Source organism: Anthropogastromicrobium aceti, assembly GCF_020687335.1.
GTDB classification, from domain to species: Bacteria; Bacillota; Clostridia; order Lachnospirales; family Lachnospiraceae; genus Anthropogastromicrobium; species Anthropogastromicrobium aceti.
The window spans coordinates 59,455-84,076 of sequence record NZ_JAJEQN010000004.1 but is presented as its reverse complement, the minus strand read 5'-3'; the positions used below and the strand labels follow the sequence as shown (position 1 = coordinate 84,076).

At 39.9% G+C, this 24,622-nt stretch carries 23 protein-coding genes and 1 tRNA gene; 7 read left to right on the top strand and 17 right to left on the bottom strand.

The genetic code is table 11. The features are described from left to right. Positions 1-29: 29 nt before the first annotated feature. The 9 genes from LKD48_RS02510 to LKD48_RS02470 form a co-directional block, all read right to left on the bottom strand. Positions 30-914: a hypothetical protein gene (locus tag LKD48_RS02510; protein WP_308731077.1), complete on the bottom strand. Its 885-nt coding sequence runs from the start codon at positions 912-914 to the stop codon at positions 30-32. After that, positions 907-1,704 carry a hypothetical protein gene (locus tag LKD48_RS02505; RefSeq protein ID WP_308731076.1) on the bottom strand — a complete coding sequence of 266 codons (798 nt, stop codon included), beginning with the start codon at positions 1,702-1,704 and terminating at the stop codon, positions 907-909. The genes LKD48_RS02510 and LKD48_RS02505 overlap by 8 nt, the downstream gene beginning before the upstream one ends. A gap of 12 nt (positions 1,705-1,716) precedes the next feature. Beyond that, entirely contained in the window at positions 1,717-2,979 is a 1,263-nt protein-coding gene (locus tag LKD48_RS02500; RefSeq protein WP_308731075.1) for a hypothetical protein, read from the bottom strand. A gap of 82 nt (positions 2,980-3,061) precedes the next feature. Further along, positions 3,062-3,712, bottom strand: a complete 651-nt coding sequence (locus tag LKD48_RS02495) for an ABC transporter ATP-binding protein (RefSeq protein WP_227101967.1) — start codon at positions 3,710-3,712, stop codon at positions 3,062-3,064. Positions 3,713-3,721: 9 nt separating this feature from the next. Continuing rightward, entirely contained in the window at positions 3,722-4,393 is a 672-nt protein-coding gene (locus LKD48_RS02490) for a GBS Bsp-like repeat-containing protein (RefSeq protein WP_308731074.1), read from the bottom strand. Between the two features lie 43 nt (positions 4,394-4,436). Then, on the bottom strand, positions 4,437-4,796 hold the full coding sequence (locus tag LKD48_RS02485) for a hypothetical protein (protein WP_308731073.1): 360 nt from the start codon (positions 4,794-4,796) through the stop codon (positions 4,437-4,439). Between the two features lie 287 nt (positions 4,797-5,083). Then, positions 5,084-5,944, bottom strand: coding sequence for a hypothetical protein (locus LKD48_RS02480; protein ID WP_308731072.1), 861 nt, complete (start codon positions 5,942-5,944; stop codon positions 5,084-5,086). Beyond that, positions 5,928-6,611 (bottom strand): hypothetical protein, encoded by a 684-nt coding sequence (locus tag LKD48_RS02475; protein WP_308731071.1) that lies wholly within the window; start codon positions 6,609-6,611, stop codon positions 5,928-5,930. Before LKD48_RS02475 ends, LKD48_RS02480 begins: the two co-directional genes overlap by 17 nt. Before the next feature lie 125 nt (positions 6,612-6,736). Continuing rightward, complete coding sequence (locus LKD48_RS02470; protein ID WP_308731070.1) at positions 6,737-7,762, bottom strand: hypothetical protein; 1,026 nt, start codon at positions 7,760-7,762, stop codon at positions 6,737-6,739. A gap of 177 nt (positions 7,763-7,939) precedes the next feature. Between LKD48_RS02470 and LKD48_RS02465 the strand changes: the two genes are divergently transcribed. From LKD48_RS02465 to htpG, 7 genes are all read left to right on the top strand, one after another. After that, entirely contained in the window at positions 7,940-8,368 is a 429-nt protein-coding gene (locus tag LKD48_RS02465; protein WP_308731069.1) for an HAAS signaling domain-containing protein, read from the top strand. Positions 8,369-8,407: 39 nt separating this feature from the next. Next, positions 8,408-8,836 (top strand): HAAS signaling domain-containing protein, encoded by a 429-nt coding sequence (locus LKD48_RS02460; RefSeq protein ID WP_308731068.1) that lies wholly within the window; start codon positions 8,408-8,410, stop codon positions 8,834-8,836. Between the two features lie 214 nt (positions 8,837-9,050). After that, positions 9,051-9,398 carry a PadR family transcriptional regulator gene (locus LKD48_RS02455; RefSeq protein ID WP_066563999.1) on the top strand — a complete coding sequence of 116 codons (348 nt, stop codon included), beginning with the start codon at positions 9,051-9,053 and terminating at the stop codon, positions 9,396-9,398. A gap of 2 nt (positions 9,399-9,400) precedes the next feature. Next, on the top strand, positions 9,401-9,829 hold the full coding sequence (locus tag LKD48_RS02450; RefSeq protein ID WP_308731067.1) for a hypothetical protein: 429 nt from the start codon (positions 9,401-9,403) through the stop codon (positions 9,827-9,829). A gap of 114 nt (positions 9,830-9,943) precedes the next feature. Further along, positions 9,944-10,016, top strand: a tRNA-Thr gene (locus LKD48_RS02445). A 188-nt stretch (positions 10,017-10,204) separates the two neighbouring features. After that, complete coding sequence (locus tag LKD48_RS02440) at positions 10,205-10,693, top strand: DUF5721 family protein (protein ID WP_308731066.1); 489 nt, start codon at positions 10,205-10,207, stop codon at positions 10,691-10,693. A 255-nt stretch (positions 10,694-10,948) separates the two neighbouring features. Continuing rightward, positions 10,949-12,928, top strand: a complete 1,980-nt coding sequence (gene htpG, locus LKD48_RS02435; protein WP_308731065.1) for a molecular chaperone HtpG — start codon at positions 10,949-10,951, stop codon at positions 12,926-12,928. A gap of 49 nt (positions 12,929-12,977) precedes the next feature. Here the strand turns inward: htpG and rpoD are convergent, their stop codons facing one another. The 8 genes from rpoD to LKD48_RS02395 form a co-directional block, all read right to left on the bottom strand. After that, positions 12,978-14,087: an RNA polymerase sigma factor RpoD gene (rpoD, locus tag LKD48_RS02430; RefSeq protein WP_227100718.1), complete on the bottom strand. Its 1,110-nt coding sequence runs from the start codon at positions 14,085-14,087 to the stop codon at positions 12,978-12,980. A 180-nt stretch (positions 14,088-14,267) separates the two neighbouring features. Next, positions 14,268-15,185 carry a diacylglycerol/lipid kinase family protein gene (locus LKD48_RS02425; RefSeq protein WP_308731064.1) on the bottom strand — a complete coding sequence of 306 codons (918 nt, stop codon included), beginning with the start codon at positions 15,183-15,185 and terminating at the stop codon, positions 14,268-14,270. Positions 15,186-15,206: 21 nt separating this feature from the next. Continuing rightward, positions 15,207-16,358, bottom strand: a complete 1,152-nt coding sequence (locus tag LKD48_RS02420; RefSeq protein WP_308731063.1) for a tetratricopeptide repeat protein — start codon at positions 16,356-16,358, stop codon at positions 15,207-15,209. Between the two features lie 309 nt (positions 16,359-16,667). Then, entirely contained in the window at positions 16,668-18,158 is a 1,491-nt protein-coding gene (gene galT, locus LKD48_RS02415; RefSeq protein ID WP_308731062.1) for a UDP-glucose--hexose-1-phosphate uridylyltransferase, read from the bottom strand. 82 nt (positions 18,159-18,240) lie between these two features. Continuing rightward, positions 18,241-19,410, bottom strand: coding sequence for a galactokinase (locus LKD48_RS02410; RefSeq protein ID WP_308731061.1), 1,170 nt, complete (start codon positions 19,408-19,410; stop codon positions 18,241-18,243). Positions 19,411-19,619: 209 nt separating this feature from the next. After that, positions 19,620-21,029: a rhamnulokinase gene (gene rhaB, locus LKD48_RS02405; RefSeq protein WP_308731106.1), complete on the bottom strand. Its 1,410-nt coding sequence runs from the start codon at positions 21,027-21,029 to the stop codon at positions 19,620-19,622. A 19-nt stretch (positions 21,030-21,048) separates the two neighbouring features. Further along, complete coding sequence (locus LKD48_RS02400) at positions 21,049-22,512, bottom strand: PIN domain-containing protein (RefSeq protein WP_308731060.1); 1,464 nt, start codon at positions 22,510-22,512, stop codon at positions 21,049-21,051. A gap of 212 nt (positions 22,513-22,724) precedes the next feature. Then, the gene (locus LKD48_RS02395) at positions 22,725-24,590 is read right to left on the bottom strand and encodes a heavy metal translocating P-type ATPase (protein ID WP_308731105.1); all 1,866 of its coding nucleotides are present in this window, start codon (positions 24,588-24,590) and stop codon (positions 22,725-22,727) included. Between the last annotated feature and the right edge of the window lie 32 nt (positions 24,591-24,622).

The window sequence follows — 24,622 nt, the reverse complement described above, 5'->3', positions numbered from 1 at the left end:
GCCCTTCGGTGTAATGGTTTCTGTTTTATTTATATCATTTTGACTTCTATATCCATTTTAATTGAACATATATAGCTCAGCAAAGATTCTACTCCAATCAAAATGATATACATTACAAACATATATTCTCCCGACAAATGCGGATAACCTGAAACGGTATTTATGTTTTCAAGACTGCTCCAATTTATCGGAGAAACATAAAACAAACCATATTGTTTAAAATTTGTAAAATATACAGCTACTGGATCCAACATAATAAAAAAGACTGCTGCTGAAATTCCTATTGTTTTTTTGCCAATTTTTAAATTTAGCAGATACATCAGCTTACCAATGAAAACTATACTTAACCATCCAGTAATAAAAGTATACATAAATGCGGCTAAAGGATAATAATTTTGTATTACTCGTACTGGCATTACTAGTCCCCACGTATAAACTGGAATTAAGCTTCTTTGATTTACAACAAAATCTCCTGCAATTTCTCCCCAAAGTCGATTTGTTGAAACTGTTGGAAGAACTGCTATCAGCGAAATAAGCGAAATAAACAACATATAGAGAAATGCTGCCAGCCACACGTACATGTTTTCACCCAAATACCAGCCTTTCCGCTTGCATCGTAAAATCATATATGGTTTTTGATTATTCAAAAAAGGAGCATTACAAAATAGCATAACACATCCTAAGTAGATTAATACTTTTAATAATCCATTACTATTTTCTGCCTCCGCAAAAACAATTGGAAGAACAAACGGCGTAATTGTTTTTCCTGTTGCCTGCCCATACTCAGATAATCCATGAAGATATCGAAAAATCAATATTGTTTCTATTGCCGCAATCATCCATATTCTATAATTTTTACGCCACTGTATAAAATTGCTTTCGCAAACATACCAACCTTTCTTCAAATTACCCATTTTCATACCTTCCTTTTAGTTTTTTCCATAATACAATTCCCGAAATCGCATTTAACACAAGTAATAAGCTAACAGAATATAAATAATTCCAAAATGAACTATCCGTCATTCTGAGCATTTTTGCTGCACTCGTGAGATTCCAAATATCCAACTCTTTCGGCAAAAAATCAGTAATTGATAATAATCCATAATAAACCAAAAAGGAAATTGCATGTGCTGCAAAGCGATCTGGCATATAAAATACAATCCATAACCCAAAAGAAGTAAAAAAGGATGCAGATAATCCAAAAATTAATCCCATCGCTGCCAAATAAAGAATGGGGCCTAGTGTTTGATAAATATCGTAGTATTCAACTATATCTTGCTGTGGATTATTACCTACTAACGGCATTAGCGGTCTTACGAAAGCCACAAAAAGCCAAATTCCACCAATCGTTGCTGTTGTTACAAGAAACATATTCGCAGCAATCTTTGAGATCACATATCGCTCTATCCTTCCTACTCGAAGTTTTTGAAACAGGAAAAAACCACTGGAGATATCTTCATAAACACTTCCTGCACACAGTAATGATAATACCGCAATCATGACTGCTTTAAAACGATCAAAATACAGCACGTATAAAACATGCTGAATACTACTAAATACGACGTTAGCATTTTCTCTAAATTCTATCGCCTGCGACAGATTTTCTGTCCACCCAAGTGCAAATAGTATTGCTACCATCATCATCACATATATTATTTTCCCATGCAGTATACCACGTTTTAGTTCCGCTTTTAATTCCTTCATATGTGTCTCCTATTAATACATGATTGATCCATCAACTGCATTAATCAAAAAATATCCATTTTCCTGATGTTTCCCATCTTCTGTATCACTATATGTGTCATACTCATTCAAATCTTTGTATAGCCATACAGATTCAGAATTTTTTCTTTTTTGAAAACCAAAACGCCAATATGGTGAACATTGAATTCCTTCAGATGACAGTTCATCTACTGCATACACCAATGAAATATCCGTAATCTGTATACTCTTTCCATCAATATTTGTCGCATTTATTTCCTTATCCAAATAATCTGCTGCCTGTGTCCTGTCAATCAAATTTTTCTTTTGTTCGCTGCAAATACGATAACGTGGAGGAATTTTCATATATAATAATCCCTTCACTGGATGATAAACCATCCACGCAATATCTGAATTTCCATTGTTTTCTAATATTCTTCCATTTATTAGGGGATTTTTCATTATAACTAAATATGCCTCGTCCTCTTGTGTCCACGGCTTCCCACCTGTAAATACACCTGACCAAGTACCATCATATTCATCTTCTTTATTTTCATAACCAGGACCAGATACACTATCTCCTGCATTTTTATTAATTTTCTTAATACTCTGCAAATCCATTACATATGTTCTAACGTATGTATAGGAATATCCTATTTTTTCTGCAATCTCTCTGCAATTTTTTTCTGCATCTTCAGGCTTCATTTCACTATCAATTTTATCCTGTGGAAATGATTCCCTCAACAAAATTTCCTGCCACCGAAGTGTATTGGTTGCCATCTCTGCGATTGCAGAATAGCTTCCTGACACGCCTTTTACTTCATATTCTAAGCCAAGCATATCATACTGGCGTACTCTTCTGTCCCCATCCGTCAAATAATACATGCTATATTGATTTTGACTTTGCTCAACTTCATCTAACGATTTTTCAAATATAGCATTACAAACATCAGACAATTCATATGGTTCTATTTCTAGTGCTAATATATTCACGTTGTTTTCCTGCTTATCCTGAGATTGATTGCTTTCTTTCATACTACTTTCACTCTCTTCAACACTGCTTTCGCTTGTTGTGTTGTTCGCAGATGGCGTTGTTTTTATTGCTTCGGGAGATTTGGCTTGCGTTGCCTCTTCTGTTTCTTCTAATAGCTGTTGTGCTACTGATATTCCATTTGGCATGAACTGCTGACGATCCTGACTTGTCATACGAACTGATTTACAGCCAGTCAAAATTATTCCTGTTAATATTACTGAATATATTTTATATTTTTTTCTCATACAAGTTCCTTTCTGCCGTGCTGAGATAAAAAACATATTTTATTCAGCACGGCAAATTTCACTTACCACTTTACATACTCATTTATTCTCTCTTGATCTCATGTCCGACCATTTTTCCCTTATCAAAGCGAAAGATTTCATCGCAAAGCGTTCCGATATCTTCTTTACTGTGGCTTGCCAGAACAATTAGCTTTCCATCTTCTTTTTGTTTCAAGAAAAGCTTCCACATTTCCTGTACGCCGTCATTATCCAGACCGCTTAGAGGTTCATCTAATAGCAAAATATCTGGATTTTCCATCAATGCCTGTGCCAGTCCCAGACGTTGGCGCATACCTAGTGAATATTTTCCTACCGCCTTTTTGCTTTCTGGATCTAGACCAACAAGACGTATCGCGTCTTTTATCTGCTCATCTTTGATTTTTCCCTGAATCATAGCAAGAAGCTTCAGATTTGTGAAGCCAGAATATTCTGGCAGAAAACCCGGATTTTCGATGATAGCACCAATATTTTCCTGCATGTCATCATTTTCTCCGACTACTTTTCCATTTATCAAAATTGTTCCCTGCGTTGCCTTTACAAACCCAAGGATATGCTTCATAAGCATAGTCTTTCCGGAACCATTTCTGCCTACAAGTCCATAGATTTTTCCAGACTCTAGCTTCATATTAATATTACTTAATACTTCTGCCTCTCCATAACGTTTTGTCAGATTTTTTATTTCAATTGTACTCATATGTTTATCTCACTCTAATGAAATTCGTGTGTAATTCTCACACGTTTTTTCTTCGCCTGCTTTGTTAGTATATGATACCTTCAGAACATATCCCTCTTTCTCATTATTATGATTCTGAATATATACTGGATATGCTTTCGTCTCATTTCCAAGACTCTCTGCATCGATATATTCAATATCATCCTCACCATTAGCTTCGGTCCACACTGCAATTCTTACATTGCTAATTCCTTCTTCGTTTGCAGAGCCATGGAATTTCACCCAAAAATTATCTTCTGTAATCGGGTCCACTGTAAACCAGGCAACATCACCATCACCTTCCGGCACATCACCCGTGATCCACTCAAATGAAAAGCTGACTTCCTGCTCCTCGCTTGATGGCGTCACGTTGCCGGCTTCCGAACTGCTGGCTGGCGCTTGGCTCTGAGCTGTTGACTCTGGTGATGTCGGCTCAGTTACTGCCTGATTTTGTTGTTCTTGTGTTGACACCTGCACAGTTGTATTAGGTGTCACACTTGACGGCTGTGTATTTGCATATGACTCCGCTGTTTTACTCGTCTGTGCTGCTGTGGATGTCGTTTGATTCTTATTTACAGCTCCCTGCAATTCACATCCCGTCATCATCATCATTGTTCCTGCCATTGCGGTAATCGCCGCTTTCTTCCATAATAATTTTCTCATTTATCTTGCTCCTTCCTAATTTATTCTGTTCTTTTAATACGAATCAGCCTACCTGCGGCGGCAGAGGAATTACAAAGCTGTCTGCTGTTGTACTTTCTGTCGGCGACTCTGACTCTTTTTCTGTCATCTCTGCTGCTGTTCCCTGTTCAGATTCACTTTCTTTTTCAGACTCTGGTTCAAACTCTGATTCAAAAGCTTGTGACTCTTTTGTAAGCACTCCTGCTTCCCCTGATGATACCCAAACTGGTTCTGCTGCCCATGTTTTTTCATCTGATGACGACAGTTTTTGAGGAAGCTGTCTTTTAGATCTGTCAAACTGAATTGAGACCATACAACCTGATGTTGAGACAAGTGCCGCTGTCATCCCTGCCGCTGCCAACAGCTTTTTCCATACTTTTTTCATGCGTATTTTCCTTTCCGCTCTCCCCGTTAACTGCACTTTTTTAATGTCTTTGAAATTTCAAAAGCAGCCAATTCAATAATTATTGTTTGACTATTTTTTACTTTTTCTTATGTTATCCCTATTTTATCAGCATTAGGTCTAAAATGCAATTACATTTCCTTTACATTTCTGATACATTTCTATGTATGTTTTGTTACAAAAACTTTGTTATTTAAATTATTCTGTAACATTTGATGTAACATTTTGACTTTATGTCAGAGACAGCCAGACGCATTACTTACTTAAATTTATAAATCCATTTCTTGAGTTTTTTCTTTAATCACCATCATCAATATGGCACAAATACTCAAACTCACCGCATAGACATACACCGAAGTCAGCATGCCTTCTCCTGAATATTTCTTCAAATTTTCAATACTGCTCCAATTTACTGGTGAAAACAACATCATCCAGCTTGTCTGTTCATGATAAAAATAAATAACGACTGGATCACCCAGGACAAGACAACTCGCTGCCAATATTCCCGGCCAGTTTTTTCCCGTTATCACATTAAATGCGTACACTAGATACCCTAACAGCATCACCGTAAGACTACTTACCACATACGAATAAAATGCAGCATTCCATACATTTGTACTAGAAATGACATTTTTCGGATATACCTTAGAATACAAAACATAATTCATCAGTTTATTCGAGGATATTTCCCATATGCTTCCCCAGCCATTCCACTCCAGACAAGGAAGCACCACGAGAAAACTACATACCGCGATGAATGCCATATAAATAAAGGATGCGATTGCAATGTATAGACATTCTCCCTTCCACCATCCTCTTCGCCCTGCTCTGTGAATTAAAAACCATTTATTATCCTTTAAAAATGGAGCGTCACAGAACAGTAAAATTCCACCAAAGAAAATCAGCACTTTTAGCAATCCATTACTGTTCATTGCATCAGCTAACAGCACCGGTAGTAAAAGTGCTGTCGAAGTCTTTCCATTTGGCAACGCATAAAGTGGTACTCCAATCAAATAACGAATAATTAAGACCATTATCACTGTACCTACTGACCAGATTCTGTAGTCCTTTTTCCAACTTAACAGATTTAGGGTCGCAATAATTGTCGCACTCTTAAATCCATCCTTCATGTTTCCTCCTCTTCATTGCCCAAAAACACAAGCACCATGGAACCATGCAAAATAAAAGCATTATTCCAATCGCATAAAAATAATTCACTGCAAAGCCGTTTACATTTAACACCTGTACGCCTGAACTTAAGTACCACACATTCACGGAAAATGGAAAGGTTCCTGTAAATGCATAAATCACATAGAATGCAACAAAAGAGGCCGCAATTCCTACATACCGATTTGGAAATATAGATACAGCAAGAATTCCAAATGATGTCACTGAGACTGCAAACAGTCCAAACAAAAGTCCTACTAATATACTATAAGCAAGTGGTCCTGCAAAATTCATTGCACATGCGAAGTAACCAAAGTACTGCGTCATACCATCTCCACCTACAAGCGGCATAATCGGCAATAGTACAATTGAAAATAGTACAAAGCTTATACAGACTGCTGACACAACCCCTATTGCATTGGAAATCAGCTTTGACAGCAGATACTCTCCTGGCCTGCATCGAAACAGAATCAATCTGTCATACGAACTGTTTCGATCATCACATAATCCAAATGTATATACCGCTGAAAGCAGAACAATTACTGCTGCCTTAAAGCGATCAAATATCAGCAGTTCCATCAGTTTCTCTAAGCTTCCCATCATACGCATTTTATATTGTAATTCTATCATTACCGATTCCCATACATTTGCAATCAGTAATACTACTATTAGAGCAATAATCACAGGAAATCGCTTTGCACCGATGCAGCGATGCAAATCCATTTTCAGCAGTTTTAAGAGATGACTTTTCTTTTTCACTTTAAAAATTCCGATCCAAATATGGAATCTGTGCTGCCATTGACTGCATTCACCAGCATTTCTCCTTGCTTTTGGGAACTGCCTATAATAGTATCATTTGCCCAGAAGAAATCTTCTGCTTCCCCCTTGCATGTGAATTTATATCGAAAACATGGTACTAACACTGATGTTTTTTCATCTAGCGCCGTCTGATCAACTATATATACAATATCAATATCCTGTACATCTGCCTCCTCTGCCTCTACCTGATATCGCTCGGTAACTTTATTGAAATACTCCATTGCCTCATCTTCTGGTAAAATCTGTACTGGTTCTTTTTTTATTAATTCAAATTCTGGACGAGCTTCCAAATAAATTAGGCCATATTCCGGATGCCAGATTATAACAGTAACATTATCTATAATCTGTGTGCTTAGCGGAAAACCTTCCACCTCGTCCAATCCTCGAAAAAGCATCAGCCATGCACCATCTTCTTCGCTCCATTCCCTATCATTTACCTCTTCATAGCCTACTTCTGTATAACCTGGTGCAACAATGTCCATATCCAACGCTTTAACACTTTCGATTCCCATAAAATATGTAGAAATCTCACTGTAGGAAAAATCAAGATCTTCCATCAGCTTCCTGCCATAGTCAATCGCCTTTTTCTTATCTTTCTCATCTCCTTCTTCTGGGAATTTTGATTCCAAATAAATATCCTGATATTGCCAATTCCAGTTACTATAACCAAACATTGGATATGCTCGATAATAACCTGTCTTATAATACTCCACATGTTCAAGCTCATCTTCAAGCGTACCTTCTTCATTATACCAGTACCTTTCATACTCTTTATCTCTTTGATAATCTTCCCCCAAAACTACAGAAGCTATTTTCTCGATATCGTATGGTTTTCGTTTTACTTCTAAGGTATAGTAAGCCTCATCCTCTTCTGTAGTTGTCTCGATTTCTTTTGCATAAGCCATACTTGTCATTGCCATGCACAATGCCGTCGCCGCTATGCATATTACCCTTCTTTTCATACCTTTTTCGCTCCTTGTTTTTTTATTTTGTTGCTTCTATTTATTTATATTTTATATATACCATTTCTTATATAGCTTGTCAATATTATATTTAAGATTCCTAAGTATTGACTTTTTATATATTATAGTTCATACTGAAAAAAATCAAAGATTTCATTTGCAAGATGGAGGTACATTTTGAAAAATAATGCCATTAATACGTATTTAAAAGAGCTTTCAAACCAGCTGTGCTGCAGTGGAAAAGAGAAAAAGGAAATACTGTCATCTTTAAAAAATCGACTATCAGAATTTGAATCAGAGCATTCGGCTGCTTTTAAATATGAGGATATCGTTGAACAATTTGGATCACCCAAGGAAGTGGCTAACAGCTTTTTAGGCGAATATAGTTCAACACAGCTACATAATTTGGTAAAACGCAGGAAAATAAAGCACTTTTGCATTATAACTGCGTGCATATTAATCTTTGCAGCTTTGCTTATCTATTCAATCCGCAGGATTTATCAATTTTATTGGTTTCAGGATGGGTATGTCATTGAAACTATGTATGATGGTACAGATATACCCGGTCCCGAAGAAATTGGTATTACTGATTACCAAAGATATTAACAAAGGAGCAAGATTTCATTTGCAAGATGGAGGTACATTTTGAAAAATAATGCCATTAATACGTATTTAAAGGATCTTTCCAAGCAGCTGTGCTGCAGTGAAAAAGAGAAAAAGGAAATATTGTCGTCTTTAAAAAATCGACTATCAGAATTTGAATCAGAGTATCCGACTGCTCTTAAATATGAGGATATCGTTGAGCAATTTGGATCACCCAAGGAAGTGGCTAACAGCTTTTTAGGTGAATATAGTTCAACACAGCTGCATAATTTGGTAAAACGCAGGAAAATAAAGCACTTTTGCATTATTACCGCGTGCATATTAATCTTTGCAGCTTTGGTTATCTATTCAATCCGCAGGATTTATCAGTTTTATTGGTTTCAGGATGGGTATGTCATTGAAACTATGTATGATGGTACAGATGTACCTGGATTTGAAGAACTTGGTATTACTGATTACCAAAGATATTAACAAAGTAGTTTCACTATAAGCTTCCAACAAAATACTTAATATCAACATGTCATGTGATATTTACGGCAATATTTCATGATTACTACCACTATATAAATCTTAACTCTTGACTTTTATTATCTTTTCATTCATAATAATTGTTTAGTATGATGTTGGGGTTAAAGGTGCTTTACACTCCCGCAATCTTCAAAAAAGTTGTCGAAGGGAGGGACACATGGCAATAGAAATGTTTAAACGAGGGTCTGTTGAGATGCTTGCCCTCCTTATTTTAAATGAAGATGATGCTCACGGCTACCGTATTGTTCAGGAAATTAAGGACAGAAGCGATGGACGCCTGATCATCAAGGAAGGCTCTCTTTACCCAATTTTGTATAAGTTGTCTGACGAGGGCTATATTATTTCTCAGGAAGATATTTCTGAGACTAAGCTTGGGCGTAAGCGTATTCGCGTTATCTATTCCATTACACCTAAAGGACGAGAACATCTGATTCAGCTTAAGGAAGAATACGATATCGTACATGACAGCATTCGCTGCATTTTTGAAAGGAGCAAAAGTCTTTAATTATGAATACCGCTATCGAACAATATATTCGTGAGCTGTCTGATTTACTTTGCTGCGATAAAGCGACAAAACAACAATTTCTTTCTAAATTTCAGCAGACATTAGAGGATTTTGAGGCTGAGCAGGAAAATTCACCGATTTCTTACTCGGATTTAGTTTCCGAATTTGATACTCCAAGGGCAACAGCTGATGCATTTCTTTCTCAGCTTGATATTTCTCATGTGCAGCCTGCAATGCGAACAACCAATAAAAAGAAATTATTTTGGGCTTCACTATGTGTCATAGCCATATTATTCTTAGTCGGTTTGTCCCTTTATCGTGTATACTTAAATAAGCTGGCTGACGAAGGATATTTTGAACCGCCCGTGTACCACCTCACTCCAGCAGAAGCTCGAACCTTTGATCCTGACGAGTATTTTAACGATAAATAAAACTTTTACGAAATCATTACACCGAAGGGCTTTCGTAACATACCGCGTGAACTTTCATTTTTCTCTTGACAAAACCCTCCACCTCTGGTATCATAATATAGTACGGTTCAAAGCGCTTCCGTGGCTCAGTTGGTAGAGCGATTGATTCGTAATCAATAGATCACGGGTTCGAGTCCCGTCGGGAGCTTTCCAGTACAAAAGAGTGTCCGTCACCGGATGCTCTTTTTTTATTTATTTGTAACTATTCAGAGCCATGCAAAATTGCTTTCTATGAATGCTTGCATTCAGACAGAATAGCAATTTTATATTGCGAATGGGGTTCTGAATAGTTACGTTTATTTTTAAAATGCAAATGAGTTAAATTCTTGGAGGTACATGATGCTTGCTTTTACACTCTCTTCTTTAAAGGATGCCACATCCCATTTGTTTACACAACCGTCTTTTGATGACTTTGATGTGCTGTCTGTTACTATTGTCAGCTATATCACTTTTTCTATGGACGGTCATTTAAATGCCGCTTTTTTTGAGGATGCTGATACGCAGCCTGACAAGCTTTGTTCCTGGCAGCGTCTTCGCCCTGTCTGTTTTTCGATAATTAAGGGTAAGCAGCCTCCTGTTTCCTTTCAGATCACATTCTTTCTTGATAAAGACAAGGCTTCCAACTTGTTTAATGATCCGATGCTTGCCAATAATCAGGACATTGATGGCTTTACACTTCATCTTTCCTATAGAAATCACACTCTTTCATTATCGACTGGCACTGTATTTTCCCGTTTTTCCCTTGACCGTGACAGTGAACGACTGTGGGATCACTACGTTGCTGCTTGGATCAAGCAAAAGCAGCTTGATTTTGAGGAGGCTTAATCGTGCAGTCAGCACTCAATTCTAGTGAGTGCTAAAATTTTTATAAAATTGTGCCTTTTCTAGCAGAATTGTCATCTTTTCGTGTTGACAAATCATGTTCATAGCTGTAAAATACGAATTGCAGCAAGAAAATAGCAATCAGGCAGCGACAGTGCTAATAATGTTCGATGTCATGATTCTAAATTGGCTATGAAAGTCGCGTCGTCAAATTTTTACGCTTGCTGTGAAAACGACAGACGCAGAAACGAGGATGTTATGAATAAAGAAGGCAGTTTATCAATTAACAGTGAAAACATATTTCCTATCATTAAGAAGTGGCTGTATTCTGACCACGATATATTCTTCCGTGAGCTTGTCAGCAATGGCTGCGATGCGGTTACAAAGTTAAAGAAGCTTGACATGATCGGTGAGTACACCATTCCGGAAGGCAAAGAGCTTTGCGTAAAGGTTACTGCTGATGCAGAGACTAAGACCATCACCTTTACTGATAATGGTATCGGTATGGATGCAAATGAGATTGATCAGTATATCAATCAGATCGCTTTCTCTGGTGCACGTGATTTCCTTGACAAGTATAAGGATAAGACAAATGATGATCAGATTATTGGTCACTTTGGTCTTGGCTTTTACTCAGCATTTATGGTTGCTGACCGTGTAACGATTGATTCTCTTTCTTATAAGGAAGGTGCTAAGGCTGTTCATTGGGAGTCTGATGAGGGTACTTCTTTCGAGATGACTGACAGCGCTAAAACTGAGATCGGTACTACTATCACTCTTTACTTAAATGAGGACAGCTACGAGTTCTGCAATGAATATCGTGCAAAGGAAATCCTTGACAAGTACTGTTCTTTCATGCCTATCCCGATTTATTTTGAGGCAATCAAGACTGCTGAGGAGCAGGCAAGAATAGATGAGGCCGAAAAGAAGGCTAAGGAAGAAGAAGAAAAGAGAAAGGCTGAGGAAGCTGCAAAGAAGGCTGCTGACGGTGAAGCTGTTGAGGCTGAAACTGAAGCTGAGCCAACCGAAAAAGCACCTGAGGCTCCTAAGCCAATCAATGAGACTACTCCGCTTTGGGCAAAGCATCCAAATGAGTGTACCGATGAGGAATATAAGGAGTTTTATCACAGAGTATTCCATGATTACAAGGAGCCGCTGTTCTGGATCCATCTGAACATGGATTATCCGTTTAACTTAAAGGGTATTTTGTACTTCCCGAAGATCAACACTGAGTATGATTCCATCGAGGGTACAATTAAGCTGTACAACAATCAGGTATTTGTTGCCGATAATATTAAGGAAGTAATCCCTGAGTTCTTGATGCTGTTAAAGGGTGTTATTGACTGTCCTGATCTTCCGCTTAATGTTTCACGTTCCGCTCTGCAGAATGATGGCTTTGTTAAGAAGATTTCCGATTATATCACAAAGAAGGTTGCTGACCGTCTGACTGGTATGTGCAAGACAAAGCGTGAGGATTATGAGAAGTTCTGGGATGACATCAATCCATTTATCAAGTTTGGTGTTTTAAAGGATGAGAAATTCGCTGAGAAGATGAATGATTATATCATCTTTAAGGATTTGAATGGCAAGTATCTGACTCTTCCGGATATCTTAAAGGAGAATGAGGAGAAGCATAAGAATCAGGTCTTCTATGTAACTGATGAGAAGGAGCAGAGCCAGTATATTGAGATGTTTAAAAAGGAAGGCATCAATGCCGTTCTCTTAAAGCATAACATTGACGCTCCATTTATCACAAGATTAGAGCAGAAGAATCCTGATGTTAAGTTTGTACGCATTGACTCTGATCTGACTGATTCCTTTAAGGAGGAAACATCTGATGAGGAGAAGGAAACCTTGAAGAAGGACAGCGAGTCTTTGACTGCACTCTTCCACAAGGCATTAAATAATGATAAGCTGACTGTTAAGGCTGAAAAGTTAAAGGATGCTTCTATGGCTTGTGTTATGACTCTTTCTGAGGAAGGAAGAAGAATGCAGGAGATGATGAAGATGTATGGCATGTCTGGTATGGACTTTGGTACACCAGATGAAACACTTGTCTTAAATCTTACACATCCGCTTGTTCAATATGTTCTGGCTCACGCTGAGGATGAGTCTGTTACAAAGTACTGCGAGCAGCTGTATGATCTTGCCGCTCTTGCTCACGGCACACTCTCTCCGGATCGTATGTCTAAGTTTATCACACGTTCCAATGAGATTATGATGGAAATTGCAAAATAAAATAAAAAATAAGACAGCCCAAAAGGCTGTCTTATTTTTTTATTTTTGATTACGCAAGGAAATCACGGATTCTCTTGCTTCTTACTGGGTTACGAAGCTTTCTTAAAGCCTTTGCCTCGATCTGACGGATACGCTCTCTTGTTACGTTGAACTCCTTGCCGACTTCCTCAAGTGTTCTCGGATGGCCGTCCCGTAAGCCAAAACGAAGCTCGATTACCTGACGCTCTCTCTCCTTAAGATCTCCGAGCAAGGCATCGATATGATCGCGCAGCATAACGGATTCTACATTTCCTTCCGGTGTAACTGTATTGACATCGGCAACGAAATCACCAAGGTTGGAATCATCTTCCTCACCGATTGGCGTTTCAAGGGATGCTGGCTCTCTTGCGATCTGCATGATCTCCATAACCTTATCCTCTGACATATCAAGTGCCTTAGCCAGCTCAGCAACGCTTGGCTCATAGCCTAACTCCAGCGTCAGCTTACGCTGCATCTTTGACATCTTGTTAATTGTCTCAACCATATGAACAGGAACACGGATGGTTCTTGCCTGATCAGCAAGTGCTCTTGTGACAGACTGGCGAATCCACCATGTTGCATAGGTACTAAGCTTATATCCTTTGGTATAGTCAAACTTCTCTACACCCTTGATAAGTCCTAGATTTCCTTCCTGAACAAGATCCAGAAAGCTCATGCCACGTCCGGTGTAACGCTTTGCAATACTGACTACAAGACGAAGGTTTGCTTCGATCAGACGCTCTTTTGCGGACTCATCGCCCTGAGCTTTTCTCTTTGCAAGCTCCATCTCCTCATCCGCTGTAAGAAGCGGTACTGTACCGATCTCCTTTAAATACATACGGACAGGATCCTCTGTTCCTACACCCTCAAGCAGATCAATTGCATCAAGATCAACATCTTCCTCATCATCGGAAAAATCTATATCTTTATCAAAATCATCTGCTGCCATATCTTCTGTTGCGGCACGCAGAACATCAATCTTCTTGCGCTCCAGATATGTGTATACAAATTCCAGTTCTTCTGGTGTCAGGGTTTCACCGGCAAAAAAATCATTTACATCATTGAAATCCAGCGTCTTATTCTTGCTAAGGCCAATTTCAACTAACTTTGTCAAACGTTCCTTTAATACTTCTTTTTCCATGTGCATTGTCCTTTCTGTAAACAATTCTCACACTGTTTCTATGTATGCCCAGGTACGCCTTTCTTTTATTCACGCCATTGGCTTCCTGTTGAAGCATCAAACAGCCACTTGCGCAATACCTTAGCAACTTTATATTATACAGGAAGTCCCCTCATTTGTAAAGAGTTTTTTGAATTTTATTTACTTTTCTTGTGGAATCGTTTCGGCTGGCACTGCAATCTTCATTGCCTGCGGCATTGCCTGAATATGAACCTTCTTGTGGCTTCCGCCATATTCTCCGTCAAGCACCCAGTCAATATCACTGTCGCTTTCAACTATCAGATCTGAAATCTCATAATTTGCTATAAACTTTGAATTTGGATTCTTTGTTACTAGATCTGCCAGCATAACAGAAAAATCTACTGCATTATCTGGTCTGTAAACGATCATAAGATTTAGCTTGCCATCGTCAAGCTCTACATTTTGTCCGCTTATGTTCTTCATGCCGCCTACGCTGAATGAATTGTAGACCATTGCATAAATGCACTCTCCTGCAATCTCCTCGTCGTCAAATGAAAAGCGCACCTGATATGGTTTTAGATTTCCGACCTGACGGATTCCTTCTAATATATAAGCGTTATGGCCTAACGCATTTTTTGTTTTCTGCGGTGTGTTCCAGGAAACCTCTGTAAATGCACCAAATGCTGCTACATAGACGAAGTAGCTGTTTTCCTGAAATTTACCTACATCGACAGCACGGAATTTTTCCTCTGCAATCACATTTGCACAGCGCTTCATCTGTGACGGAAGGCCGAGGCTATACGCATAGTCGTTAGTGGAGCCTGCCGGAATGTAGCCAATCTTTGGACGTCTTTTTTCGTCAATAGTCATCACACCATCAAGCACCTCGCTTAATGTGCCGTCTCCACCGCTGCATACTACAAGATCATAGGCAGCACCCAATTCCTTTGCAAGTCTTGTCGCATCTGCCCGCTCTTGTGTCGAGTATACAACAGTCTCGTATCCAGCCTTATTGAATGTGTCAATAATATCTGCCAGATGATTTCGAATCAGTCCTTTTCCAGAATGTAAGTTGTAAATAAATAGTAGTCTTTTCATAGAATACCTGCCTTTCCTGCATCATCTGGAGTACAAAAATGCCAGTTCTTTTTTGGCATCTTTGTCTGCCGGATACTGCTCTAAATAACTCATCAGTTTTTCAATTGCCGTATCGTAGTTCCCCATTTTTTCATAGCAGATGCTTTCATTCCATAAAAAATCTGCCATCTGGCTCTCATCTGCCAGCTGCATCCCTTTTTGAATCATAATCAGCGCATCCTGATATTCTCCCTGACGAACAAGGCACGATGAAAGCTGATTGTAAAGCCCGGCATCCTGTGGATCGTGCTTTATCTGTTCCTGATAAAGATTTATGGCCTCCTCACTTTTTCCCTGAAGTTCATAACAATAGCCAAGATAATACCCTGCCTGTGCATATCCTTTGTTGTAAGATTCCTCAAATGCAGAAAATGCCTCATCTGTCTGCTCTAGCTCTAAATAAATACGCCCGCGGTAGCACCAGTCCTTCGCCTCGTAGGGAATGACCTCTAATGCTGCATTAAGCACGACCTGGCGCGCATCTTGTGCTTCTGCCTTTTTTAATGCATCTGCCATCGTCAGATATCCCTCGTAGTTGCGGTTATCTATATCAAGACACTCCTGATAGCAGTGAAGTGCCTGATCTACATCATCCATTAAAAGATATACATTTCCTGTCAGCTGATATATGTCACGCAGACGATAGCCTGCCTCAATGAGCTCATTGTAATCCTCAAGTGATCCCTCATAGTCGCCAAGCTTCATTTTTGCTTCTGCGCGATATCCAACCACATCAAGGCGACAGGAGCTGTCGAGTGACCCGGCAGCTTCTATCGCCTGCTGAAAGCTTTCTATTGCTTTTTCATATTCTTCTAATCCATTGTAGGCAAGTCCCATTCCTCTATAGCTATAGAAAGAACTGCCCCCTAGGTTAATGGCTTGTGTGAAGCTTTCGATTGCTTCCTCATAATACCCCTGAGCGCAGTAGGCCTGACCCAAATTACAATAGTAGGCATCCTCTGACGGCTCCTGCGTTATTGCCTGCTTAAATAAATATACGGCATTTTGATAGTCCCCGTTTTGATATGCCTCTAATCCCTTTTTGTTGCTGTTTGAACCTGCGGGGGCACAGGCGCTGATGGCAGCTGCCATCAGTGTCAATGCCCCCGCAAGTATTATATTTTTTTTTCGCATAAATTATATTCTTTCAGTTTTATCGTTGTGAAAACAAAATTTTGGTTCTATTTTCATACACTATTTTATCCCTTTATTGGATTGATTTCAAGCCTATATTGAAAAAATATTTACCGTTCACTGTATATATTATTAATGCCCTTCGGTGCAATGGTTTCGTCGCCGGACCAAACTCAGCAGGCTCCTTTTATATTCTTTCTTATCATACATTACTTTGAAAGACCTGCTTCAAGTGTCCGGCTCGTGAAATCCATTCACCTTCGGGCATGCTGCAAATATTTAACGTCCTGTGAACTGTAATAACACTAATTATAGTGTTTCGATAAAACGAAGGAATCCTTCTTTTCCGCTTTCTGTGCGCTTATAGACACCTGCATCTTCTAGAACCTGTGCGAATACTTTTCCTACCTCGTCCTGCAAAATTGCATCGATGTTGGATTCATCTATCTTGTCGTAGGAAGCCATAAATTCTTCTGCCCAATCAGCATGCTTTGCAAGGACTTCATCCTCACGAAGATTCTTTCCTGCAAGAATAGCCTCTTTTAGTGCTGACAGCTCGCCTTTTAGACGTGACGGCAGTACGGCAAGACCCATAACTTCGATAAGACCGATATTTTCTCTCTTGATATGATGCAGCTTTTCGTGCGGATGGTAAACGCCAAGCGGATGCTCTGGTGTTGTGATGTTGTTTCTAAGCACAAGATCAAGCTCGAATATGCCGTCTTTCTTTCTTGCAATTGGCGTGATTGTGTTATGTGGCTCTCCATCTGTCTCAGCAAAGATGAAGCTTTCCTCGTCGGTGTAGCCTCTCCATGCCTTTAAGATATGATCAGCCAGATCAATCAGACGCTCTCTGTCGTTATGACGAATACGGATAACTGACATAGGCCACTTAACAATACCTGCCTCTACATCCTCGTAGCCTGGGATTGTTACTGGTGTCTCAATTGGAGCCTTTGCCATTGCAAACTCGTAGTGACCACCCTGGAAATGATCATGTGTCAGAATAGAACCGCCTACGATTGGAAGATCAGCATTTGATCCAAGGAAGTAATGCGGGAACTGACCGACAAAATCAAACAGCTTTACAAATGTGCTGCGGTCGATCTTCATCGGTGAATGCTCTCCGCAAAATACGATACAATGCTCATTATAGTACACATATGGAGAATACTGGAAGCCCCACTGAGACTGATTAATTGTAATCGGGATGATTCTGTGGTTCTGTCTTGCCGGATGGTTAACACGTCCTGCATAGCCTTCGTTCTGAATGCAAAGCAGACATTTTGGATAACCGCTCTGCTTCTGTGTACGTGCTGCTGCAATCGCCTTTGGATCCTTCTCTGGCTTTGACAGATTGATTGTAATATCAAGATCACCATATTCAGTGGCAGTCATCCACTTCATATCCTTGCAGACACGATAGCGGCGGATATAGTTTGAATCCTGACTCAGCTTGTAGAAATATTCGGTTGCCTTCTCTGGGCTTTCCTTATATTCATTCCAGAATGCCTCTCTTACCTGTGACGGTCTTGGCATAAGCGCATTCATCAGCTTTGTGTCAAACAAATCACGGTACACTACGCTGTCCTGTGTCAGTCCACGACTGCATGCATCTGCAAGCAGCACATCTAAAATTTCCTCTAACGGTGCTGCTGTCGGTGCTTCCTGTTCCTCATAATCATCAAGCTGCATAATTTCAAGCAGCTGATTTGTTGTATAAATGCGCTCACACTCAGGTGTCAGTCCTGTATCAATTCCATACTGAACGAGTGCTGCGATTGCCTCATATACTGTCATCACTCTACCATGCCTTTCTAGAAAGTCTTTTTTCTAAGTTAAGTAATATTACGAATTGCTCCGTTGCTTTTCGCCCCTGGTATTACATCTTGTGTGCGCCGTCACCTACGGTTACTACGTAGAAGTCTGCTGCATAGCCAATCTTATCCTTATATACATTTCCTACGTTCTCGATGAAGGCATCAATCTTGTCATCTTCTACGATACTTACGGTACATCCGCCAAAGCCTGCTCCTGTCATTCTAGAACCGATTACACCTGGCTGCTTCCATGCAGTCTCAGCTAAGGTATCAAGCTCAATTCCTGTTACCTCGTAGTCATCACGCAGTGATACATGAGATTCGTTCATGAGCTTTCCAAACAGTGCGATATCGTTATTCTTAAGTGCCTCTACTGCACGGATAGTTCTCTGGTTCTCATATACAGCATGCTTTGCTCTCTTTCTGTTTACTGGATCGGTGATTGTATCTGCAATGGCATCAAACTCTTCCTCTGTAAGCTCACCAAGGCTGTTGATTGGCTTTACTGCCTGAAGCTGTGCAAGTGCTGTCTCACACTGGCTTCTTCTTTCATTGTACTTGGAATCTGCAAGTCCTCTCTTCTTGTTGCTGCATGCAATTACAATCTTTGCACCTGTAAGCTCAAGCGGTGCATAGGTATAGGAAAGATCTGCTGTGTCAAGGAAGATTGCATGACCTGCTTTTCCCATTGCGATAGCAAACTGATCCATGATACCACAGTTTACGCCATTGAATTTGTTCTCTGAGAACTGGCAGATCTTGCTGACTTCAACCATATCAACATCAAAGCCAAACTGATCATTTAAAATAACAGCTGTTGCAACTTCGATAGATGCTGAGGAGGAAAGACCAGAACCATTCGGAATATTTCCATAATATAAAATATCAAGACCGCTATCAATGGTATAACCCTTCTGTGTATATGCCCACATAACACCCTTCGGGTAATTGCACCAGTTATCTGCCAAAACATTTGTAAACTCCTGTGCCGGTCCCTCTACTGCCAGCATTCCAAATCTGGTAAAATTCAGGGAGTAAAAACGCATCTTGCCGCAGTCGTTCTTTCTTGCCAGAGCGTAGGTACCAATGCTGAGTGCGCATGGGAATACATGACCGCCGTTATAATCGGTATGCTCTCCAATCAGATTAACACGTCCTGGTGCAAAATAAAACTCAGGCTCTCTTCCTTCTCCAAAAATCTTTGCAAATTCTTCTCTCATTTTAGTCTGCATAATTTTAATCTCCTTATCTGCTTATATCCGCTTCACTGTCAGGTATTTCCCTGATGCTGACCTAAGCATATCACGAAATATGTCTGCTGTAAATAAAATAACTTTGCAATTATTATAAATATATTGAGATTTACCTTTTGTTTTCAAAAAAAGAACCCCGCCTAAACGGGATTCTCTTTTTTCGTCTTTTATCACAAACTAATTGTAAATCAGTCTACTTTTTTTACATCAAATGAGGATGCAACACACTCTCTTGCCTCTTCAAGTGTCTTAAAGCTGCCATCCTTTAACATTTGAACCATAAGATTGCCAAGTGCTGTACCTTCTACTGGTCCTGCGTAAACTTCTTTTCCTGTAAAGGTTTTGATTTTCTGATTTAAGAACATATCCTGGCAGCCGCCGCCTACAACATGGATTCTTGTAAACTTGCGTCCAGACATTTCTTCAAGCTCTGCAACAGTATCCTTATAGCTTTGAGCAAGTGAATTGTAGATAACTACCATAACCTCACCCATAGACTGAGGAATCTTCTGGCCTGTTCTCTCACAGTAATAGCGTACTGCATCTGTCATGCTCTTTGGTGCAAGGAAGCTGCTGTCATTGCAATTTACGATTGACGGGAAGCCATCTGCCTCTTTTGCCATTGCAATCAGCTCTGGGAACGTGTAGGTCTTATTGTCCGTATTCATTTCCTTGCGGACATTCTGCAGCATCCACAGACCCATGATATTCTTTAAATAACGGAAACGATAATCATAACCACCTTCGTTTGTAAAGTTATACTTCATGCTCTTTAAGCTGCACTCTGCATACTTTCTCTCAATTCCCATAAGTGACCATGTACCTGAGCTTAAATAGATAAAGTCATCATCGTTTGCCGGAACTGCCAAAACAGCGGAGCCTGTATCGTGTGTTGCCGGAAGAATTACTTCTGTCTGGCATCCGCACTTTTTTGCAATCTCTGGCTTTAACATACCAACGCTTGTCTTTGGCATATGAAGCTTTCCAAAGATCTTAGATGGAATGCCGATTCTGTCAAGCAGCTCGTAGTCCCAATCCTTTGTAACGGCATTTACAAGCTGTCCTGTCGTTGCATTGGTGTACTCGTTCATCATCACTCCGGTAAGCAGGTAGTTAAAATACTCTGGAACCATCAGATAATGCTCTGCATTCTTAATATACTCTGGATGCTCATTCTTGATTGCAAGAAGCTGATAGATAGAATTATACAGCTGCTTCTGGATTCCTGTGCGCTCATACAGCTCCTCTGGGGAGATCATTGTCTCTAAGAGTTTGTCCATATCATCTGTACGGCTGTCACGGTATGCAATTGTATCTCCAAGAATCTGATTATTCTTATCAAGAAGAACAAAGTCAACACCCCATGTATCGATACCCATAGATGATGGTGCCTTGCCTGCCTTTGCACAGGCTGCAATTCCGTTTACAATTTCCTCAAACAGTCTGTCTAACTCCCAACACAGATGACCATCTCTTGTTACATTTCCATTTGTAAAACGGTACATTTCCTCAAGAATGATCTTTTCATCCTCAAGATGTGCTAAAATATGTCTTCCACTTGATGCACCGATATCAACTGCTAAGTAATATTTCATGATTCATATCTCCTTTTTATATTCATTCAAAGCTTGCTGCAATGTTGCTTTGTGCCTTCGGACGGCGTCCTCTGCGCGCTGGCTTTTTGGGTTCCGCTGCTTCCTTTGCTGGCTTTTCCTGCACTAGCTTTTCCTTTACTGGCTTCTCTTTTGCTGGCTTTTCCTTTGCTGGCTTTTCCTCAGCTGGCGCTGCCTCTTTTTTTGCTCTTGTACTTCTTGTAATTGGCTTTCTGGCTGGCTTTGCCGGCTTTTCTTCTGCTAGCTTTTCTTCTAGCTTTTCTTCTGCTACTAAAGCTTCTTTTTCTGTTTTCTTCTTTGGAGTTTTAGCTGTTCTTGTCTTCTTTGGCTTTACTTCATTTTCTGATGTTTCTTCCTGCTTTGGTGCTTTTTTCGTTTTTGCAGGTGCCTTTTTCTTTACTGGCTTTGTCTTAGTTTCTTCTTCTACATGATGAATGGTCATTCCGCTTTCCACTACAGTAATAGTTGAAACTGACACTGCCGCAGCAATCTTCTTTTGAAGATCTTCCTCGCTGCTATCCTTATACTGCGCATCTGCCTTTTCAAGCTCCTTTCTGACAGACTCTGGAAGCTGTGCAGGCGGCATTACAGAAATTGGCTTATGCTGCTGAACTGGATAGATTATTGTATCAGATGCAAAATTTTCTGGTTCTTTGTTTTCTTTTTGCTGCTCTGTTTCCTGTACTGGCTCTTCTGCTGGTTCTTCCTCTGCGGATTTTTCCTGTACTAATTCTTTTGCAGGTTCTTCCTGTACTGATTTTTCTGCAGAATTTTCCTGTACTGGCTCTTCTGCAGGCTCTTCTTCTGTAGATTCTTCCTGTACTTCTTCATCTGCTGGTGCTTCTTGTATTTCTTGTTCAGCCTCTGCTTCCTGATCTGCTTCCTGCATCACCTCTTCTGCTTCACTACTTTCTTTGTCATTAACAGCCTCTGCTGCTTCTTTTACATCTTCTTTTGTTTCTGGTGCAAAATCTTCTTCTGACTCTTCTAAGTCACTGTCACCCTGAGCCTCAAGCTCTTCGCTCATTGCTGCGAGTTCTTCTTCCATTGCACGTGCACGCTCTTTTGCAGTTGCATTTTTAAAGCGGTTCTGTCTTGCATTGCCATCTGCGATTGTCGCAAAGCAGTATACATATCCGTCAAAGCGGAATGTTCTCTTCCAAAAATCTACTACGTGCTTAAATCCGTTGTCCTTACTGATAATATAGAAATAGGAATCTTTTGCTTCATGAATCAGATAGCCCAGATACGTGGACAGCTGAAAATCAAGTGCATTTTTCCCACCGCACAGAATTTTGTACTTTGATACCTGTGCCTTTGAATTAAAAATCATATCCATTGCTTCAAAAGTAATGGTGTCTGCATTGTGACTATAAAAGATCACAACGCGGTCTTCTTCGCTAAGCTGCGCAATTCCTTTAATACCTTCTGATTTGACATTTTCATAGTCAATAAGATATGTTGCCATAAAAGGTTTCTCCTTTAGCATTTATAGAGTCCGTGGTTAACCACTTCTTTCATCATATCATACAAAGAAGTCGCTTTGCAATAACATTTTTCCTATATATAGCGCAATTTTTACTTTTTTCTTAAAAATAGAAATAATCTTCTATAAAAATAGTAAATATAATTTCATTTTCTTCTAAAAAAAGAGAACACATTTCTGTGCTCTCTTTTCTCTTATTTCTGTGGTTTATAGTATAATGTTCTCATTGCATTTAAGATGGCTATAACTGCAACACCTACATCAGCAAATACAGCTGCCCACATATTTGCAAATCCTGCTGCTACAAGTGCAAGAATAATAACTTTGACTGCAATTGCAAATACAATGTTCTGGTTGCAAATCTGAACTGTTCTTCTTCCTATCTGAATTACATCGGCAAGCTTTGACGGCTGATCTTCCATGATTACAATATCTGCCGCCTCGACTGCTGCATCAGATCCAAGTCCGCCCATGGCTATTCCAACGTCAGCTCTTGCAAGAACTGGTGCATCGTTGATGCCGTCTCCTACGAAGCAAACCATTCTGCCTTTTGTCTTTTTATTGCAGTAATCATTGACATAGCTTACCTTATCTGCCGGAAGCAAATCGGTGTGCACTTCATCAAGATCAAGCAGCTTTGCTGTATACTCACCTATGGCTTTTCTGTCTCCTGTCAGCATAACTGTTTTCTTTACGCCGACATGATGCAGGCGGCTGATTGCCTCTTTTGCATCCTCTTTTACTTCATCGGAAATTAAAAGATAGCCGCTGTATACGCCGTCTACTGCTGTATATACAACAGTTGCCGCTTCCTCTGGTGTCGGAACTGTCAAGCCAAGCTCTGCCATAAGGCTCTGATTTCCAGCATGGATTACATGACCACCGGCAGTTACCTTTAAGCCTTTTCCTGCAATCTCCTGTGCATCCTCTACCTTTGCCAGCTCTTTGCCATTTTTTTCCTTCCATTCAGATAATACAGACAATGCGATTGGATGACTGGAATATTGCTCTGCTGTAGCTGTGTTTAAAAGAAGTGATGACTCGCTGCTTCCCTCTACCGGGGCAAGCTTTGTCACACGAAATGTTCCCTTTGTCAGCGTACCTGTCTTATCAAATACCATAGTTTCTGCTTTTGATACAGCCTCTAGGTAATTGCTTCCCTTTACTAACACACCATTCTTACTTGCACAGCCAATGCCTCCAAAGAAGCTAAGCGGTACTGAGATAACAAGTGCACATGGACAGGAACAAACTAAGAATGACAATGCACGATAAATCCACTCTGCAAACGGATGACCTGGCAGGAAAATCGGAACGATCAAACCAATAAATGCTGCCAGACCGACAACAATCGGCGTATAATATCGTGCAAACTTGGTGATAAAGTTTTCTACCTTTGCTTTCTGGCTGCTTGCATTTTCAACAAGATCAAGGATTCTTGCTACAGTTGACTCACCATATTCCTTTGTGGTGCGAATCTTTAAGATATTCGTCAGATTGATACAGCCGCTGATGATCTCATCGCCAACAGATACCTTTCTTGGAACGGCTTCTCCTGTAAGAGCCTTTGTATCCTCCATGCTGCTTCCCTCTAACACAATACCATCAAGAGGAATGCGCTCACCTGGCTTTACAATGATAGTCTCGCCTACTGCAACTTCGTCTGGAAATACTTCTTCCTCAACACCATCGCGAAGAACAACTGCACTGTCAGGTCTGATATCCATTAATGATGCAACTGATTTTCTGGACTGATTTACAGCGTATGACTGGAACAGCTCTCCTACCTGATAAAACAGCATAACAGCTATTCCTTCTGTATACTCCTGCAGCGCAAATGCACCAATTGTTGCAATTGCCATCAGAAAGTTTTCATCAAACACCTGACCCTTTGTGATATTCTTTCCTGCCTTCGCTAGCACATCATAGCCAACAATCAAATAGCCAGGAATGAAAAATATAAGCTTATAAAGCTCTGGAATCGGAAGAATGACTCCGACAATCAACAGCACAAAGGCTACCACAATCTTGTAAAACTGCTTTTTTTGCTTTTTTGTCATCTTCTTTAACATAACTAAACCACTTCTTTCAC